The sequence below is a fragment of the Cupriavidus sp. 05N40 genome (assembly GCF_056397305.1).
Genome location: NZ_JBFTND010000143.1, coordinates 1 through 18,517 on the forward strand (window position 1 = coordinate 1; position 18,517 = coordinate 18,517).

Annotated in this window: 14 protein-coding genes; 7 read left to right on the forward strand and 7 right to left on the reverse strand. The window is 64.7% G+C overall.

What is annotated here, in order from left to right:
• The 7 genes from phbB to AC1DO7_RS27735 form a co-directional block, all read left to right on the forward strand.
• On the forward strand, nucleotides 1-734 hold a 734-nt coding region (phbB, locus tag AC1DO7_RS27705), incomplete at its 5' end, for an acetoacetyl-CoA reductase (protein WP_477116791.1).
• 98 nt (nucleotides 735-832) lie between these two features.
• Nucleotides 833-1,492 (forward strand): DUF6781 family protein, encoded by a 660-nt coding sequence (locus AC1DO7_RS27710; RefSeq protein ID WP_441615718.1) that lies wholly within the window; start codon nucleotides 833-835, stop codon nucleotides 1,490-1,492.
• A gap of 129 nt (nucleotides 1,493-1,621) precedes the next feature.
• Nucleotides 1,622-3,025, forward strand: coding sequence for a cytochrome ubiquinol oxidase subunit I (locus AC1DO7_RS27715; protein ID WP_441615717.1), 1,404 nt, complete (start codon nucleotides 1,622-1,624; stop codon nucleotides 3,023-3,025).
• A 5-nt stretch (nucleotides 3,026-3,030) separates the two neighbouring features.
• The gene (locus tag AC1DO7_RS27720) at nucleotides 3,031-4,026 is read left to right on the forward strand and encodes a cytochrome d ubiquinol oxidase subunit II (RefSeq protein WP_441615748.1); all 996 of its coding nucleotides are present in this window, start codon (nucleotides 3,031-3,033) and stop codon (nucleotides 4,024-4,026) included.
• 196 nt (nucleotides 4,027-4,222) lie between these two features.
• Nucleotides 4,223-5,998: a sensor histidine kinase gene (locus AC1DO7_RS27725; RefSeq protein ID WP_441615715.1), complete on the forward strand. Its 1,776-nt coding sequence runs from the start codon at nucleotides 4,223-4,225 to the stop codon at nucleotides 5,996-5,998.
• Nucleotides 5,991-7,349 carry a sigma-54-dependent transcriptional regulator gene (locus AC1DO7_RS27730; protein ID WP_477116792.1) on the forward strand — a complete coding sequence of 453 codons (1,359 nt, stop codon included), beginning with the start codon at nucleotides 5,991-5,993 and terminating at the stop codon, nucleotides 7,347-7,349. The genes AC1DO7_RS27725 and AC1DO7_RS27730 overlap by 8 nt, the downstream gene beginning before the upstream one ends.
• Nucleotides 7,350-7,421: 72 nt before the next feature.
• A complete protein-coding gene (locus tag AC1DO7_RS27735) occupies nucleotides 7,422-8,663 on the forward strand; it encodes a polyhydroxyalkanoate depolymerase (protein ID WP_441615712.1) in 1,242 nt (413 codons plus the stop codon).
• Here AC1DO7_RS27735 and AC1DO7_RS27740 read toward each other — a convergent pair.
• The 7 genes from AC1DO7_RS27740 to AC1DO7_RS27770 all read right to left on the reverse strand — a co-directional run bounded on the left by AC1DO7_RS27740 (nucleotide 8,624) and on the right by AC1DO7_RS27770 (nucleotide 18,465).
• Nucleotides 8,624-8,917 (reverse strand): hypothetical protein, encoded by a 294-nt coding sequence (locus AC1DO7_RS27740; RefSeq protein ID WP_441615710.1) that lies wholly within the window; start codon nucleotides 8,915-8,917, stop codon nucleotides 8,624-8,626. The genes AC1DO7_RS27735 and AC1DO7_RS27740 overlap by 40 nt on opposite strands.
• A gap of 74 nt (nucleotides 8,918-8,991) precedes the next feature.
• A complete protein-coding gene (locus tag AC1DO7_RS27745; RefSeq protein WP_441615708.1) occupies nucleotides 8,992-9,939 on the reverse strand; it encodes an amino acid ABC transporter substrate-binding protein in 948 nt (315 codons plus the stop codon).
• 87 nt (nucleotides 9,940-10,026) lie between these two features.
• The gene (locus AC1DO7_RS27750; RefSeq protein ID WP_477116793.1) at nucleotides 10,027-11,340 is read right to left on the reverse strand and encodes a dicarboxylate/amino acid:cation symporter; all 1,314 of its coding nucleotides are present in this window, start codon (nucleotides 11,338-11,340) and stop codon (nucleotides 10,027-10,029) included.
• A gap of 385 nt (nucleotides 11,341-11,725) precedes the next feature.
• Complete coding sequence (locus AC1DO7_RS27755) at nucleotides 11,726-12,790, reverse strand: C45 family autoproteolytic acyltransferase/hydolase (protein ID WP_441615704.1); 1,065 nt, start codon at nucleotides 12,788-12,790, stop codon at nucleotides 11,726-11,728.
• A 33-nt stretch (nucleotides 12,791-12,823) separates the two neighbouring features.
• On the reverse strand, nucleotides 12,824-14,371 hold the full coding sequence (locus tag AC1DO7_RS27760; RefSeq protein ID WP_441615703.1) for a biotin carboxylase: 1,548 nt from the start codon (nucleotides 14,369-14,371) through the stop codon (nucleotides 12,824-12,826).
• 47 nt (nucleotides 14,372-14,418) lie between these two features.
• Nucleotides 14,419-17,226 carry an aminotransferase class I/II-fold pyridoxal phosphate-dependent enzyme gene (locus tag AC1DO7_RS27765; protein WP_477116794.1) on the reverse strand — a complete coding sequence of 936 codons (2,808 nt, stop codon included), beginning with the start codon at nucleotides 17,224-17,226 and terminating at the stop codon, nucleotides 14,419-14,421.
• A gap of 342 nt (nucleotides 17,227-17,568) precedes the next feature.
• Nucleotides 17,569-18,465, reverse strand: a complete 897-nt coding sequence (locus AC1DO7_RS27770; RefSeq protein WP_441615699.1) for a carbon-nitrogen hydrolase family protein — start codon at nucleotides 18,463-18,465, stop codon at nucleotides 17,569-17,571.
• Nucleotides 18,466-18,517 lie beyond the last annotated feature (52 nt).

An 18,517-nucleotide genomic window follows, 5' to 3' on the forward strand; every position in this document is an offset into this window, starting at 1 on the left:
GCGTAGTACTGGTCACGGGCGGCATGGGCGGCCTGGGTGAAACCATTTCCACCAAGATGGCCGATGCCGGCTACCGGGTGGCGGTCACCTATTCGCCGGGCAACACCACCCATGGCGAATGGGTCCAGCAGATGAAGGCGCGCGGCTACGACATCCTCGCCGTGCCCTGCGACGTGGCGGACCTCGATTCGTGCGCGAAGGCGGTGGCGGCCGTGATGGAAGTCGCCGGCCCGGTCGACGTGCTGGTCAACAACGCCGGCATCACGCGCGACATGACCTTCAAGAAGATGGACAAGGTGAACTGGGACACGGTGCTGCGCACCAACCTGGACAGCCTGTTCAACATGACCAAGCAGGTCGCCGACGGCATGGTGGAGCGCGGCTGGGGCCGCATCGTCAATGTCTCGTCGGTCAACGGCTCGAAGGGCGCGTTCGGCCAGACCAACTACTCGGCAGCCAAGGCTGGCGTGCACGGCTTCACCAAGGCGCTGGCGCTGGAAGTCGCCAGGAAAGGCGTCACGGTAAACACCATCTCGCCCGGCTACATCGGCACCAAGATGGTCACCGCCATTCCCGAGGAGATCCTGAACACCAAGATTCTGCCGCAGATCCCGGTAGGCCGGCTGGGCAAGCCGGAAGAAGTGGCGGGCCTGATCATCTACCTGGCCTCCGAGGAAGCCGCCTTCGTGACCGGCGCCAACATCGCCATCAACGGCGGCCAGCATATGCAGTGACGTCTGGCAGTGGCGGCCGGCGCACGGCCGCCGCATGGCCACCGCATGGCCACCGCATGGCAACAGAACAACTACGCAAGGCAGCAACCGGAGACCACATGAAATCCATGGGCATCGATCGCGACGCGCTGATTCAGCAGTTCACGCAAGCGTCGGAGAAGCAAGGCGAATCCCTGCAGCAAGCGGTCCAGCAAGCGACGCTCAAGGCATTGCAAAGCCGGGAACTGACGCTCAAGAGCATCAAGGACACGCTGAAGATGGTCACCCAGGCGGCCTCCTCCGGGGCGGCCAGCAGCGGGCTCGCGGGAGCAGGGCTCGAGCCGATGCTGTCGCAGGTGGCGCAGGGCATGGACGCCGCGCTGGTGCAGGCGGTGGAGGCAAATCGCCGGGCGTTGCAGCAGATCGTCGACCAGGGCGCGCAATTGCGTGAAACGCACCTCAAGAAGGCCGTGGCCGACATCGAGAAGATGGAGGACGCGCTGTTCAGTACGGTGGCCAAATCCATCGGCGAGTTGCCGCAGGCCGTGCAGGGGCCGTGGTCGACGGTGCTGGACGGCATGAAGCTCAAGGGCACGGCCACCGGGGCCAGCGCGACGGCGGTGGTCGAGCAGCTGGCCACCCAGGCGCGCGAGTTCACGCGCGAGGGACGGGCCTTTGCGCAAAACAGCACCGAGGCCTGGCTCGAGCACTACGCCACGCTGGTCAGCGGCGTGCTGATCGGCATGTCGAATGGCTTGAGCGGCGAAGGCAAGCGCTGATCTCGTTCAAGCCACACCGCGGCCCGGCAATCTGCGTTGCCGCACGCCCCTCTCCCGCAAGCGGGAGAGGGGCGCATACCAGCCGCCCCCGCGGCGCCCATCCATAACCCACGGCGGAGGCCCGGATAGATGGATCCCATCCTGCTGGCGCGCATGCAGTTCGCTGCCAACATCACTTTCCATATCCTGTTCCCGACCATCAGCATCGGCCTGGGATGGTTGCTGCTGTTCTTTCGCTGGCGCTACCTGGCGGCCGACTCGCCACAGGTCCGCCATGCATGGCTGAATGCCTACCGGTTCTGGACCAAGGTGTTCGCGCTGACGTTCGCGCTTGGCGTGGTCAGCGGCATCACCATGAGCTTCCAGTTCGGCACCAACTGGCCGGGCTTCATGGAAACGGTCGGCAATATTGCCGGGCCCCTGCTCGCCTATGAGGTCCTGACCGCATTCTTTCTCGAAGCCGGCTTTCTCGGCGTGATGCTGTTCGGCCACGGCAAGGTAAGCGAACGGGTGCACCTGATGTCGACCTTCTTCGTCGCCTTCGGCACCACGCTCAGCGCCTTCTGGATCCTGGCGCTGAACTCCTGGATGCAGACGCCACAGGGCTACGAGATCATCAATGGTGAGTTCCACGTGCAGAGCTGGGTGGCCGTGGTCTTCAACCCCTCCTTCCCCTACCGCTTCTGCCATATGCTGCTGGCCTCGGCGCTGACCTGCGCCTTCCTGCTCGCCGGGCTGAGCGCGTGGCAGCTGCTCAAAGGCACGGCGCAGCTGTCCGCGCCCAAGGTGCTGCGGGTCGGGCTGACCCTTGCCGCGGCCGCGATCCCGCTGCAGATCGTGGTCGGCGACATGCACGGCCTGAACACGCTCGAGCACCAGCCGCAGAAGATTGCCGCCATGGAGGGCGTATGGGAGACGGAGCGCGGCGCGCCCTTGCTGCTCTTCGCCATTCCCGACGCAGGCGCTCGCACCAATCGCGCGGCCATCGGCATCCCCCATCTCGCCAGCCTGATCCTGACCCACCGCTCCGATGGCGAGATCCGCGGGCTGAACACGTTCGGCGATGCGCATCCGCCGGTCCTGCCGCTGTTTTTCGCCTTTCGCGTGATGGTGGGCATGGGCGTGCTGATGCTGGCGGCCAGCTGGCTGGGCTGGTGGTGGTACCGCCGCGCCGGCTGGCAGCCGCAGCGGCTGCCGCGCGCGCTCCTGTGGGGACTCGCGGGCATGACCTTCTCCGGCTGGATCGCCACGGTGGCCGGCTGGTACGTCACCGAGATCGGGCGCCAGCCCTTTATCGTCTACGGCCTGCTGCGCACCGCCGATGTGGCCTCCAGCGTGCCGGCGCCCCATATCGCGCTCACGCTGGCGCTGTTCGTCACGGTGTACCTCGCGCTGATCGTCGCCTATGTCAGCGTGTTGAAGTACCTGGCGGAGAAGCCGGAGGCGCCGCCCGGGGACGAGCCCGCCGGACAAATCACCACTGCGCCCGGCGCCGTCGCCACGCACGCCTTGCCAATCGGGAGCCAGCCATGACCTGGATGCGTTTTGACGATGCCCTGCCCGTGATCTTCATGGCGCTGATGGGCGTGGCCATGCTGGTCTACGTGATCAGCGACGGCTATGACCTGGGCGTCGGCATGCTGATGCACCGGGCCACCCCGGCCGAGAAAGACGTCATGGTGGCATCGATCGGCCCGTTCTGGGATGCCAACGAAACCTGGCTGGTGCTCGGCATCGGCATCCTCCTCGTGGCTTTCCCTAGGGCGCACGGATTGATATTGACCGAGCTCTACCTGCCTGTCACGCTGATGCTGGTGGGACTGATCCTGCGCGGCGTGGCGTTCGACTTCCGGGTGAAGGTGAAGAGCGCGCACAAGCCGATATGGGATCGCCTCTTCTTCGCCGGCTCGACGATCGCGTCGGTCTCGCAAGGTTGGATGCTGGGACGTTACATCAGTGGCTTCGGTACCGGTTGGAACTATCCCCTGTTCGCTGCGGCCATCGCCGTGGCGTTGCCAATGGCTTATGTGCTGCTCGGCGCGTGCTGGCTCATCATGAAGACCGAGGGCGAACTCCAGCAGCGCGCGGTGCACTGGGCCAGGATCGCGTGGGCACCGATGGTATGCGGGCTGGCATTGATCTCGATTGCCACGCCCTGGATCAGCCCGGTGGTGCGCGAGCGCTGGTTCGTGCTGCCGCAGATCGTCGCCCTCGCCTCCATCCCGCTGGTGACCGGCCTCGCGCTCGTGGCCCTGCGCATGCTGCTGAACACCCGCGTGGTGCGCGGGCCGGTGAGCTGGCTGCCCTTCGTGCTGCTGATCGGAGTCTTTGTGCTCAGCTTCCTCGGGCTGGCCTACAGCATCTTTCCGTTTGTCGTGATCCACCGCCTGACCATCTGGCAGGCCGCCAGCAGCCCGGAGGCCTTGAAGGTGATCCTGGTGGGCGTGTGCATCTCGGTGCCGGCCATCGCCGGCTATACGGTGTTCTCGTACCGGGTATTCCGTGGCAAGACCGGCGAGCTCCGCTATGCCTAGCTGGCCCCGGAACATGCTGCGGCGCGACACGACGCACATCCCCGCCGACGGCTGCGCGGGTTTCGCGCAGCCGTGCTCCGGGAGTACACTGCATTCACTCGACCTGTGCCTGGACGAGCACAGGTCTCGCTTCCATCACTGGTATCCGCACGACAAGTCCTGCCTCGCCGAGGACCGCGGAGAAAGGGCTCGCGACATGAATCTCGGCCGTATGCGCATGGGAATCTGGTGCGGTATGGCATTGGTAGCGATCGCGCTGGCCACGTGGCTGGCCTATGCCATGGCGTTGCGCGCCGGGCTCGATCAGCTGCGGGTTGCCGCCCAGCATCGCCTCGATGTCGTGTCCGCGCGGCTTGACGGCGAGTTGTCCCGGTTCGACTACCTGCCATCGTTGCTCGAATCCACCACGGATGTCTTCGCGTTGCTCAGCCGGCCCGATGACGTGGCGCTCAAGCAGCAGGTCAGCCGTTACCTGCACGGCATCACCGCAACCGCCGGCGCCGACAACCTGTACGTCACCCAGCGCTCCGGCCTGACCCTGGCAGCGGCCGACTGGGACCAGCCGGGCACCCCGGTGGGCGCCGATCTCTCGTTCCGGCCGTATATGCGCGATGCGCTCGAGCACGGCCGGGGCCGCTTCTACGGCGTAGGGTTTACCTCCGGGCGGCCCGGCTATTACCTCGCCTACGCGCTACAGCAAGGCGGCGCGCAGCGCGGCGTGGCTACCGTCAAGGTCAACCTCGACGCGGTGGAACGCAACTGGGTCCAGATCCCGGGCAAGGTGCTGGTGGTCGACGCCCGCGATGTGGTCATCCTGGCGTCGCTCGCGCCGTGGCGGCTGCGCCCGCTGGCGCCGCTGACGCAAGCGATGCTGGCCGAGGCCGGCCTGGCGCGCACCTACGGCAAGTCCGACCTGATGCCGCTGGACTGGCAGGTACGCGCCAGGCTGGACGCCCACACCACGCGCGTGCGCCTCGATGGCATGGATTACCTGGCCTCGGAGCGCACGGTCAACCACGGCCTCTGGCGCATCATGCTGCTCGATGACGAACTGCCGGCGCGCAACCTGGCCCGCAACGCCGCCATCGGCGCCCTGCTGGCCTGCATGGTGATACTGCTGCTGGCGCTGGTGATTGCACTGCGCCTGCGCGCCGGGCAACAACAAGCCGCGGCGCAACGCGCGCTGCGCGCCGCGCACGATGGCCTGGAGGCCAAGGTGCTGGAGCGCACGGCCGAGCTGCGCGCGCTGCAGAACGACCTGGTCCATGCCGGCAAGCTGGCCGCGCTCGGGCAGATGTCCGCCGGCGTGGTGCACGAGCTCAACCAGCCGCTGGCGGCCATGCGCACGCTGTCGGACAACGCCGAGGTGCTGCTGGAAAAGGGCCGGCTCAAGGATGTGGCGGGCAATCTCCAGCGCATCGCCAAGCTGATCGACCGCCTTGGCCGCCTGACGCAGCAGCTCAAGGTCTTTGCCTTCAAGTCCCAGGACGCGGTGCAGCCGGTGCTGGTACGCCAGGCGGTGCAGGACGCACTGCTGCTCGTCAGCACCCGGATGCGCGAGCGCGATATCACGGTCAGCGTGGCGATCGACCCCGCCGACATCAGCGTCCTGGCCGACGAGATCCGCATCGAGCAGGTGATGGTCAACCTGCTGGGCAATGCCGCCGATGCCTTGTCGGGCGCGCCGGTGCGGGAGCTGGAGATCCACGCGGCCCGGCAAGAGCACCTCTGCATCGTCACCATCCGCGACACAGGCCCCGGCATCCATCCCGACGTGCTGCCCCGCCTGTTCGACCCATTCATTACAACCAAGCCGGCGGGCAAGGGCCTGGGCCTTGGCCTGATGATCTCGGCGCATATCGTGCGCGAGTTCGGCGGCCGCCTGTACGCCCGCAACCTGGCGCCCGCCGGTGCCGAGTTCGTGGTCGAGCTGCCGCTGGCGCCGTCGCATGAGAGAGAATCCAATGACTGACACCCATCCCATCCGCGTGGTTTTTGTCGAGGACGAGGAGGATGTGCTGGTGGGCAGCTCGCAGGCCCTCGAACTGGCGGGCTTCGCCGTGGACGGCTTTGCCTCGGTGGAGCAGGCGCGCAGCAGCATCGGTATCGGCGAGCCGGTGGTGGTGGTCTGCGATGTCAAGCTGCCGGGCATGAACGGCGTGGCCTGGCTCAACGAGATCCGGCACATCGACCCCGACCTGCCCGTGATCCTGATGACCGGCCACGGCGACATCACCATGGCGGTGCAGGCCATGCGCGAGGGCGCGTACGACTTCATCGAAAAGCCGTGTTCCTCCGAGCGGCTGGTCTCCGTGGTCAGGCGTGCCGYCGACCGGCGCAAGCTCAGCCTGGAAGTGCTGGGCCTGCGCGAGCAACTGGAAAGCTGGCACGGGATCCAGGCCTGCCTGATCGGCCGCTCCGCGCAGATGGAACGGGTGCGCCGCGCCGTGCGCGCGCTGGCCGATGCGCCGGCGGACGTGGTGATCTATGGCGAGACGGGCACGGGCAAGGACCTGGTGGCGCGCTGCCTGCACGACCACAGCGCGCGCCGCAGCGGCAACTTTGTGCCGCTGAACTGCGGCGGCCTGCCCGAAGCCCTGGCCGAGAGCGAGCTGTTCGGGCATGAGGTGGGCTCTTTCACCGGCGCCACGCGGCGGCGCTGCGGCAAGTTCGAGCATGCGCAGGGCGGCACCCTGTTCCTCGACGAAATCGAGAGCATGCCGATGTCGGTGCAAGTCAAGTTCCTGCGCGCGCTGCAGGAGCGCTCCATCGAACGGGTGGGATCGAACGAATCCATCGCGGTGGATTGCCGGGTCATTGCCGCCAGCAAGGAAGACCTGAAACTGCTCAGCGAGCAAAGGAAGTTCCGTGCCGACCTGTACTACCGCATTGGCGTGGCCTTTATCGACCTGCCGCCACTGCGCGAGCGCCGCGAAGATATCCCGCTGCTGTTCGAGCATCTCATCCTGCAGGCCGCCACCCGCTTCAACCGGCCGGCGCCGCTGCTCGGGAACGCGCAGTTCGAGCTGCTGCTGTCCCATTCCTGGCCGGGCAATGTGCGGGAACTGCGCAATGTGGCCGACCGTTTCGTGCTCGGGCTGCTGTCCGATGATTTCGAGCTGCACCGCAGCCACGCCGGCCACGGCAACAGCCTGCCCGAACAGCTTGAGCAGTTTGAACGGGTCGTTGTGATGGAGGAGCTCAAGCGCAACAACTGCGATGTGGCGGCTACCGCTAGGGCGCTCTCCATCCCCAAGCAAACGCTGTACTCCAAGCTGCGCCGCCTGCAGATCGCCTATGACAAGGTGCAGGCCGAGGAGTGATCCACGCTTGAACCTCAATCCCCCCGGTAGCGCGGGGGACGCCCCCATTTTCCAGACTTACAGGCATTCCCCATGCTTTACCAATTCCACGAACTCAAGAGCGCCATGCTGTTGCCGCTCACCGCGCTGGCGCAGGCAACGTCGCGCACTTTCACCAATCCGCTCAGCCCGTTGTCCATGATGCCGGGCGCCAACCGGATGGCCGCCGGCTACGAACTGCTCTACCGCCTGGGCAAGGACTACAAGAAGCCGCCCTTCGACATCAAGTCGGTGCGGTGCCACGGCCGGGACATTCCCATCGTGGAACAGACCATTGTGGAGAAGCCCTTCTGCAAGCTGCTGCGCTTCAAGCGCTATGCCGACGATCCGCAGGTCATCCAGTTGCTGAAGGACGAGCCGGTGGTGCTGGTGTGCGCCCCGCTGTCCGGCCACCACGCAACCCTGCTGCGCGATACGGTGCGAACGCTGCTGCAGCACCACAAGGTCTACGTGACCGACTGGATCGATGCCCGCATGGTGCCCGCGGAGGACGGCCCGTTCCACCTGACCGACTACGTACACTACATCCAGGACTTCATCCGCCAGATCGGCGCGGAAAACCTGCATGTCATCTCCGTGTGCCAGCCGGCCGTGCCTGTGCTTGCCGCCATCTCCCTGCTGGCTTCCGCCGGCGAGGCCACGCCGCGGACCATGACCATGATGGGCGGCCCGATCGATGCGCGCCGCAGCCCCACTGCCGTGAACGCGCTGGCCACCGACAAGTCCTTCGAGTGGTTCGAGAACAACGTGATCCATGCCGTGCCGGCCAACTACCCGGGCCACGGCCGCAAAGTCTACCCGGGCTTCCTGCAGCACGCCGGCTTTGTGGCGACCAACCCGGATCGCCACCTCTCATCGCACTACGACTACTACCAGAACCTGGTCGATGGCGACCTGGACGACGCCGAGGCCCATGTGCGCTTCTACGACGAGTACAACGCCGTGCTCGACATGGCCGCCGAGTATTACCTGGATACGATCCGCGATGTGTTCCAGGAATTCCGGCTGGCCAGCGGCACCTGGGAGATCGGCGGCAAGCCGGTACGGCCGCAGGACATCACGGGCGCGGCGCTGCTGACCATCGAGGGCGAACTGGACGACATCACGGGAGCGGGCCAGACCGCGGCGGCGCACGATCTTTGCTCGGGCATTCCCCGCGCGCGCAAGCAGCATGTGACAGCGCAGGGCTGCGGGCACTACGGCATTTTCTCCGGCCGACGCTGGCGCGAGGAAATCTATCCGCAACTGCGCGCGTTCATCGCCAGCCATCGCTGAGCGTTGCGGGCGCCCGCGGCCAGGCCGGAGGCGCTGAGGATGAATTCCGCAGACGCCGCCGCCGAATCGCGGCGGCGGCAGAGCAAGCCTGACCGAAGCAGCCGGCCGATCTGCCACTGATGGACATACAGCGCGCCGGCAGGCATTTCCGGCGCCTCCAGAAACGCGCCCTGGAGCGGCTCGCCCCAGGGATTGCACGCGACGCGCAGGCGCGCTCCCGCGGCCATCCGGCATAGCAGCTCGATCTGTTTCATGATTCGCCTTCCGGCTGCGCCAAAGCGCGCAGCCACGCCGACCCGACCGCTAGTCCCTTGGTCTGACTGGTCCCTTATTCCGACTGGTCCGGAATGGCCCGTATCAGCTCATCGAGCTGCGCGCTCATGGGCAAGCCGAGCCGCTCGCCGGTGGGCAGCTTGTTCATGAACCATTGCTTGTACGTGCGGTCCAGTTCCCCGGACACGGCCATCTCGCGCACGGCCTTGTCCACCATGGCGGCAAACTGCGGATCACCCTTGCGGAACAAGATCCCGTAGGGATCGTAGGAGAGGAAATCGCCGACAATCTGGAACTTGCCGCCAGCGCCGCCGCTACGCAGAAAACCGTACAGCAGCACATCGTCGCCCGCATAGGCGTCCGCGCCACCGTGCTGCAAAACCTGGAACGCATCGGCATGGTCCCGCGCCTTGATGACGTTCAGCTGCAGGCCGAAGCGAGCCGAGAGCCGCTCGAGCGCCTCCACATTCGTGGTGCCGCCGGTCGCGACTACGGTCTTCCCCTTCAGGTCCCTGAACGACTTGACCGGCGATCCCTTCGGCACCATCAGCTTGGTCCCGGCCACGAAGATCACCGGTGAGAACGACACGCGCTTCAGGCGCTCGACGTTCCTGGTGGTCGAGCCGCATTCCAGGTCGACCTTGCCGGACGTGACCGCATCGAAGCGGTTGTCCGAGGTGACCGGCGCCCATTGAATGCTGACCTCGCGGCCCACCTCCACCGCCGCCGCGTCCACGATCGCGCGGCAGATATCGATGGAATAGCCGACCGGCTTGCCAAGCCTGTCCAGGTACGAGAATGGCAAGGACGACTCGCGATAGCCGATGGTCAGGGTGCCGCTTTCCTTCGCCTTCTTCAGCGTGCCGGCCAGTTCCCCCGCCGGTTGCGCCGACGCCGCGCCGGCAGCCAGTGCCGCGCACAGCGCAACCGCCGCCCACGTCGCGATTCGCCGGCACCTGCGGCTGCCGCGCCCGCCGCCCACCCGTGTTCCATTTGAAAGCATTTGATTTGCACTCCTGCAGTGATCGTTCGCACAATGCCCGGCACACCACGCGCAAGGCCGCCTGCGAGGCGCCCCCGCGCAGGCTGGTCAGGCCTGGACCACGCCCGGCTTGCCGAGCGGGGCGCGCGCGTCGGATGCCGCGCTGTCGCCCTCACCGTCCAGATCCGACTCGCTCGCCAGCTGGCCCTCCCATTTCGCCACCACCGCGGCGGCAATCGAGTTGCCTACCGCATTGGTCGCCGAACGGCCCATGTCCAGGAACTGGTCGACCCCCATGATCAGCAGCAAACCGGCTTCCGGAATGCCGAACTGGTTCAGCGTGGCGGCAATCACCACCAGCGATGCGCGCGGCACCCCGGCCATCCCCTTGGAGGTCAGCATGAGCAGCAGCAACATGGTGATCTGGGTCCCGATCGGCAGATGGATATCGTAGGCCTGGGCGATGAACAGCACGGCGAACGTGCAGTACATCATGGTGCCGTCGAGGTTGAAGGAGTACCCCATCGGCAGCACAAAGCTGGAGATCCTGCGGCTGACGCCGAACCGGTCCAGCGCGGTAAGCATCTTCGGATAGGCGGCCTCCGAGCTGGCGGTGGAGAACGAGAGAAGGAAGGGTTCGCGAATCAGCCGGATCAGCGTGAATACCCGCTTGCCGAGGAAGAAGAAGCCGGCCAGGACCAGCAGGCCCCACAGCACCGCCAGGCCAAGATAGAAGCTACCCATGAACTTGGCGAAGGTGACGAGGATGCCCRGCCCCTGCGTGGTCACGGTGGAGGCAATGGCCGCAAACACCGCCACGGGCGCCATCCACATGACGGCGCCGGTGATCTTGAGCATCGTCTGCGCGAGATCATCGATGACGCCTGCCAGCCGCTTGCCGGTCTCCCCCAGCGTGGACAGCGCGGTACCGAAGAAGATCGAGAACACCACGATCTGCAGGATCTCATTGGTGGCCATGGCCTCGGCCACGGACTTCGGCACCAGGTGCGTGATGAAGTCCTTGAGCGTAAAGGCATTGGTCTTCAGATTGGTGGCCGCGCCCACATCCGGCAATGGCAGGCCGATGTTATGGCCAGGCTGCAGGAAGGTGGCCAGAACGAGGCCAAGCGACAGCGAGATGAACGAAGCCACGATAAACCAGCCGAGCGCCTTCACGCCGACGCGGCCAACGGTACTCGCATCGCCCATGTGCGCGATGCCAACCACCAGCGTGGAGAACACGAGCGGTGCGATGATCATCTTGATCAGCCGCAGGAAGACGTCGGTGAAGATCGATATATAGCCGGCGATCTCCTTGGCCGTACCGGGATCCGGGAAGGCCTTGTTACAGCTATAGCCGACGATGATGCCGAGGATCATCGCGATGACGATGTAGGTGGTAATCGGGCGCTTTTTTTTCATGACTGCTCCTTGGATTCTTGCGAGCCTGCTTTTCCGGTGCGTCAGACTTTCATGTGGGTCGATGCATCGCCGGGCAAATTCCGGCGCTGCCGTAGCTTCCCTCTCCCGCATGGCGGGAGCGGGAGAGGGAGCGGGAGCAAACCAGCAGCGTTATGCTTCCGGCAACTCGCACCCGCATGCAGTGCCCACACTAAAGTCCAAAGCACCACGTTTTCCGAAGCCGCCAACCCCTGATATGTTCAGGCGAATTGGGTCGCCGCGGACCGGAACGGACCGCGTCCTCTTTGTATTCCAGCGGATCAGATGGTTAGCGTTCGGCCAATGGCCGCGCGRTATCTGGTATCTATATGCATGCCTTCCCCGATGACCGATGAGACTGGGAAACTCACTGAAAACTACCCACATCGTCGAGCATCCACCGGCGCGCCGGCGCCACCGCGTGCGGCAGCGCCGTGCTCTCCACGTCGAACTCGATCATTCGGGCGCCAGGCAGGAAATGGCTGCAGGACTGCCGCCAGACGGCATCTGGCCAGACCATCTCGACGGAGCCGTCATAGGGGTGATAGACAGCGCTGTACAACGTGCCGTGGCCACGCCCGTAGGAAGTCTGAAACAGTGGCGGGCGTAGCAGCGCGCGCAGGACAGCCTTGGCATCCTCGGCCTGCCGCACGGCAACCGCCAGCGTCTGCTCCCTGGCTTCGGCCAGGGTCGCATTGGCGTGCGCCGGCCACTCGACGCCATGCTGCAGGTTGCTCACCGCCTGCTTGCGCACCACCTCCAGCGGCCGGTCCGGCGTGACAAACACCGTTGCCCACTGTGCGCGGCGGTCAAGCAGGCTCACCGTGTAGCTCATATGCACCGGGATGCGCGCGAGCATTTCCACCGCCTGGTCGACGTTCTCCGCGAACTCCAGCACGTAGCGCAGGACCAGTGGAATGCCGAATCCATTGCCTACCGCCTTGCGGCCCCCGAACGACAGCGACGCGGCCAGGCCGCTCTCGTTGATGCCGTCAAGCGCGCCCCACAGGCAGTCGTTGACCGCCACCACCCGCTGGCCATGCCACCTGGAAGCCAGCCACACGCCCTCGAGCAAAGCCGGGGCGAAATCGTAATTGCGCAACAGCGCAGGCGTGGCGCCGGCAGCCTGCTGCCCGTCCACCGGCAGCCACACCGCCTGGGAACAACCGGCAATGTAGGGCGGCGGCCCCCACATCGACAGGAAGCGCGCTTCCAGGTCGCCACCCCCGGCCAGCTCGACCAGCCGCTCCCAGGTCGGGACCAGCTCCGGCATATGGTGGCGCAAGGCCTTGCGGCACATCAGGAAGCCGGGCCGCGCGCGATCGCCGTCGCGCAGATACCATTGCCGGTATCCAGGCCAGAATTGCCGGAAGATGTTCTGCCATCGGTGGCCGGGCAAGTCCTCGCTGATCGCTTCGAATGTACAACGCATGAATTCTTGCCCTCTCGTGGTTGGACCTTCGGCCTACAGGATCTTGAATGCGCCCGGCTGCGGCGCCATCTCCGCCAGCGCGGGAACCAGGGGCTTGGCCACGTAGTACTGCTTGATGCCTCGGATCCATTGGTGCGCGCGCTCGTTGAGCTTGAACTCGTCGTTCATCGAACGGCCCCGCGTGATCAGGATGCCAAGATCGGCGCCTTCGTAGCGATAATCGCCCGGCCCGGTGATGCGCAGGAAGAAGGCTTCCTGCTCGCTTTCGATCTCGCGCCGGTTGGAGTCGAAGCGGTGGTAGGACACGGAGCCGTCGGACGCCATGCGATAGATGCCCGAGGGCGGTGCATGGGTCACGATGTCCACGTTGTCCTCGGTGTACTTGATGACCAGYTGGGACCAGCCGTCGATGAACGACTTCTCGGCCCAGCGCTCATTGAGTTCGCGCACATTGAGGTCGAACGGCACACCAGAGAATTCCAGCAGGTGGAACAGGAACAACGGCGCGTCCGCATAGGCGAAGGCCGCGTGATTGGTCATCGGGCTGGCGCCGCAGATGCGGGGATTCAGCTCGCCGAGATACACCTCGCCACTATCGACGTCGATCAGGAAGTCCAGGTCGAAGTAGCCGCGATAGCCCTCCTCCAGCAACTGGTTGCCAAAGCGGAAGGCCATGTCGCGTGCCTTCATCCTGACTTCTTCGGAGAACGCCCCAGGGAAGATCTCGTTGCCGCACCAGCCGCCCTTGTAGGGGGTCAGCTGGCGCGCGCCCACCACCTCGGTCAGCAGCGGCCCGACCAGCGTGCCGGACTGCGTGGCGCATGCCTCCAGGGTCGCGCCGCGGCAGTTGATGCGCTTCATGATCTTCACTTCGGGGTCGTTGACGATCTCGTCCTTGTGCTTGTTGAAATCGTCCTCGCCGGAAATAAAGAAGGTGGTGTGGCCGGAGTCGCCGAACGCGCTCTGCACCACCAGGTCCCTGCCGAGACCGTAGTGTTCCGCGATCTGCATCAGGTGCTCATAGCTGTCCACCTTCTCCAGGGCATTGGGCACCGAGTGCACGCCCGCCTTGTTGCCGATGCGCACGGTCTCCATCTTGTTGTCGCAGCGGCTGCGCAGCGCAGCCGGAGGGAACCACACGTCCAGCCCGAGTTCGTCGGCGAGCTCTTCGGTCTTCTCGTCGAACATCAGGAAGGTCGCCGCCGCCCTTCCCCCCCGCTGCTCGATCAGCTCGACCACATCCTTGTGCTGCAGCAGGTAGTTATTGATGTCTTCGATCGAGGTGAACTCCTCGTGCGGCAGTTCTTGCGGCACGAAGACATTGGGATGGCGGCCGTCGAAGCAATCGATATAGTTGATGTACTTGAATCGGTTGACCCACTGATCGATGCCCAGGAGATTGAAGTTGGTGGCGCTGATGAAGTAGATGGGCTTCTCGTTCCTGTGGAACATCACGCGCAGATCTGAGACATTACGGACTTTTTGCATCGTGGCTTTCTCCTGATGAACTCGGGGCCGGCTGGACGCGGGTTTCCCGCGGCTCCTGGACAGCCAGGACCGGCATTTTTTCTTTGTCGACATGGGCTCTGTTGCGAGAAGCCGGGCGCCAATCCCGGCCTCCCGCCTCGCTACTTTTTTGCCGCCGGGCGTTCCGCCATGGCCACCGCCGCCACTTCATCGACCGTTGCCGTCGAGACTTCCACAACGGTCGAGACCGACGCCTTTGCCGCGGCCGCCACCGCCGCCGCGGCCTCGCCGGCTGCCTGGAGGGCCAGTTGCTGGAGCGCCCCGTCGCTGAACACGCGGAATCCCAGCTCCGGGCGGTAACCGTGGATCTCGCGCACATCCAGCGCCTGCATGAACTCGAGGATCTCGGAGCTGATCACCTGCCCCGGCACCAGGATGGGGAAGCCCGGGGGATAGGGAATCACGAACAAGGCCGATACCACCTCACGGCCCTTGGAGATGGCCCTGGCCACCTCGGCCATGTTCAGGTACTCGCAGTTCTCCTCGTCATAGGACATGAAGAAGGCCTTGCGGATATCGCCGTCCGGCGTCTCGATCTGCCCGCTGTTGCACACGCTGCGGAATGCAAAGTGGAAGTGCGAGAAGTCCGGCAGCGGCGGCAGTTCCTTGGTCAGCGACGACACGCGCCGCTCGTGCAGGCGGCGCTCGATCACGCTCATGTCCGCCGTGCGCTCCTCCAGTTCCCTGGCGATCTTGATCAGCACCTCGATCAGGTAGGCCACCGACGAACGCGTGGTACCGATGTTGGTCATGAACAAGACGGTATTGCGCGACGTCTTGTTGATCTGGATGCCGTACTTGTCCATCAGGTACTTGTTCTTGAACGTATCGCCGTCGATGCCGGAGGTGCCGATCGACAGGGTCAGCCGGGTAGGATCCAGCGCGAATTCATCGACGCGCCACGCGGCTTCCATATTGGCCCAGCCGGATTCCGGGCTGTAGTACGCCTCGATGCCGGACGGCCGGTACGCGGTCGGCACCACGCGGGAGACGTTGAGGAACTGGAAGTACTTCTTGAGCAAGGGGTGGGTGTGGATCCACTCGCGCAGCGTCATGGCCAGTTCCATCTGGCGCTGCACCAGCTCGTAGCCTTCCAGCTCCACCTGGCGGCGGCCGACGTCGAGCGAGGCCAGGATCTGGTAGTTCGGCGAGGTCGAGGTGTGCGTCATGTACGCCTCGTGGAACGCCTCTTCCGCCTTGTCCTTGAAGTCCTGATCCCACACATGAATCATGGAGCCCTGGCGCAGCGAGGTCAGGGTCTTGTGGGTGGACTGGGTCGCGTAGACCCGCACCCGCGCGCGGTCCGGATCCGGCATCAGGCGGGTGGCGACGACCTTCTCCTCATCATCCCAGTCCGCCCCGCCGAACGATTCGGTGAATGCATCGTAGCGCCGGCGATAGTCTTCGCTATCCAGCTCGCGGCGCAGGCGCGACGCCGAATCCATGCCGGTGCGCTGGCGGTAGGTGGGATGAAAGCGGGCGAAGGCAAACCAGGCCTCGTCCCACAGGAAAATCAGGTCCGGCTTGATGGCCAGGCACTCCTCCATGACGCGCTTCACGTCATAGACCACGCCATCGAAGGTGCAGTTGGTCAGCAGCACCATCTTGACCTTGTGCAGCGTCCCCGCCTGCCTGAACCGCAGCAGCGTGCGCTTCATCTGGGCGATGGGGACCGCGCCGTACATCGAGAAGTCATTGAGCGGATAGGAGTCGAGGTACGCCACCTTGGCGCCCGCCAGCACCATGCCATAGTGGTGGGACTTGTGGCAGTTGCGGTCCACCATCACGATATCGCCCGGCTTGACCAGCGCCTGCACCACGATCTTGTTGGCCGTCGAAGTGCCATTGGTCGCGAAGAAGGTGCGGCGCGCACCGAATGCGCGCGCCGCATATTCCTGCGCGACCTTGATGGGGCCGATCGGGTCCAGCAGCGAGTCGAGCCCGCCGGACGTAGCCGAGGTCTCCGCCATGAACAGATTCAGGCCATAGAACTGCGCCATGTCCTGAATCCAGTGGGAGTTCATGATCGACTTTCCGCGTGCCAGCGGCAAGGCGTGGAACACCCCGGTCGGCTGCTTCGAATACTCCTTCAACGCCGTGAAAAACGGCGTCTTGTAACGCTCCGACACCCCTTTCATGATCGACATGTACAGCTCGGTGTGGTCCTCTTCCCGGAAAAAGATCCGGTTGAAGACCTCGCCCAGCCGCGACGCGATCTCCTCGGCCTTCACGTCCGTGACCAGGTACAAGTCCAGTTCCGGCCGCAGCTCGGCAATCTTCTGGCCCAGCAAGGGGCCGCGCTCGGACTCCGGCTGCTCCTCGATGCCCTCGTCCAGCCCTTCCAGGAACTTGCGCAGCAGGTCCAGCTCATACTCGGACTTGAACGGAAATCCATGCCGGATCACGCAAGCCTGCAGGTTGAAGTTGAAGAGCGTTGCTATTAGCGCATCCTCGAAGCTTGGCACCACCACCACGTCCCACACGAAGGGATCATCCACGCGCTGCTTGCGCTGAACGCGCCGGCGCAGGGCCTCTTCATCCTCGCGCGTCATGTCGTCGACGATCAGGACCTCAAAGTACGGCCGTGCTATTTGCGCCTGCATCTCCTCTTCCGTCTCGATCTCGGACGGCTCCTCCGACTCCGCATCCAGCGACAGCTTCTTGTGACGGTAGGTATCGCTGGCCAGCATGCGGTYGATACGGTGCACGGCGATGTTCAGCCGGCCCAGATCGCCAGCCTCGAACCACGCGTTCAGCTCCTCGAACAATCGGTGCCCCGGGAATGCCCAGAACCGCTCGATCGGCTCGAGCATGGCCAGCGTCTCTTTTACCCGGGCGTGGCGCTCGATGAATTCCTTGCACTCCCGCGCGAGATTGACCAGGCGGCCCAGGTCATCAGTCAGATTCATCCAGCCATCCGCGCGCATTTCCCAAACGCTACGGTAACGGTTTAGGGAAATGTGTTGCCCGGTCTTTGCTTTTCGTGCCGTGCTGCGTGCCATGTTATTCCTCTGCTAACTAGATAATCTCAATGCGCGGATCCGCAACTGCAAATCCGTTTAATCGAACGACCGTTTTATTCCAGGCCTGATATTCACCCATTCCTGTTTATCAAGCGGGTCAATAACAACCCGAAAGGCAAGCGCCATCCATTGGGCCAGCAATCACGCTTTCCCTCGGAAATTCCAATTCTGTTTTTTCCCGCCATGCGGGAATAACGTGACGGCCTGCCGGGGCCTTGCCCCCGGCGGCTACTCGCCAGCCGGCCCGGTCACTTCCGGCTGCGCGTCTTCCAGGACACCCGGCTTCACCAGCTTGCCAAGCGTGTGGAGATAGGCATCCGCGCCGCTGTCGCGCTGGTAGACCGGGAACTCCACCACCCGGTCGCGGAAGCTCTTCAGCGGCTGGCCAAGCCCGCGCAAGCCGCGCTCGCGCTCGCGCCGGACCTTTTCGAAATCGATCTCCACGGGGATGATCTCCGCGGTGCCCGGGCCGGCTTCATGCAGCACATAGCCAGCGGGATCCACCACGATGGAGCGGCCCACGCCACCGTCCCCGACTCCGTTGATATCGAAGAAATAGACCTGGTTGGTTGCCGCCGACGCCCGCACGATCGCCAATTCGATGTCGCGGTCGATGGTGTCCGTCATGGTCGGGTGCAGGATGACTTCGGCGCCCATCGCAACCAGCGTCCGGGTGGTTTCCGGGAACCACATGTCATAGCAGATCGAGATGCCGAAGCGCCCCGCGTCCGGCACGTCGAACACCACGAACTCGCTGCCCGCGGCGATGCCTTGCTCATAGGGCCTGAAGGGAAACAGCTTGCGGAAACGGGCAACCACGTTCCCTGCGGGGTCGATCACCGGCGAGGTGTTGTAGATGGCACCGTCACGACGCTCGAACAAGGATCCGGGGATCAGCCACAAGCCGTACTTGGCGGCCATCTCGCACAGGCGGGCCTCGGCCGCGCCCGGCATTTCCTCGGCCTTGGCCGGGCTCGGGCCAAACGCCGCCAGCTCGGAGAACATCACCATGTCGACCCACGGAAAGCGGTGCCTGACATGCGCCAGGTAACGATTCATCTGTGTGATGTTCTCTTCGAATGCCGACACCGGCATCTGGATACCTGCTACTGCAAAACGCTTCATTTAATGCCTCGGGAAACGCACCATGCCGGTGAATATCTACACACCGATATGG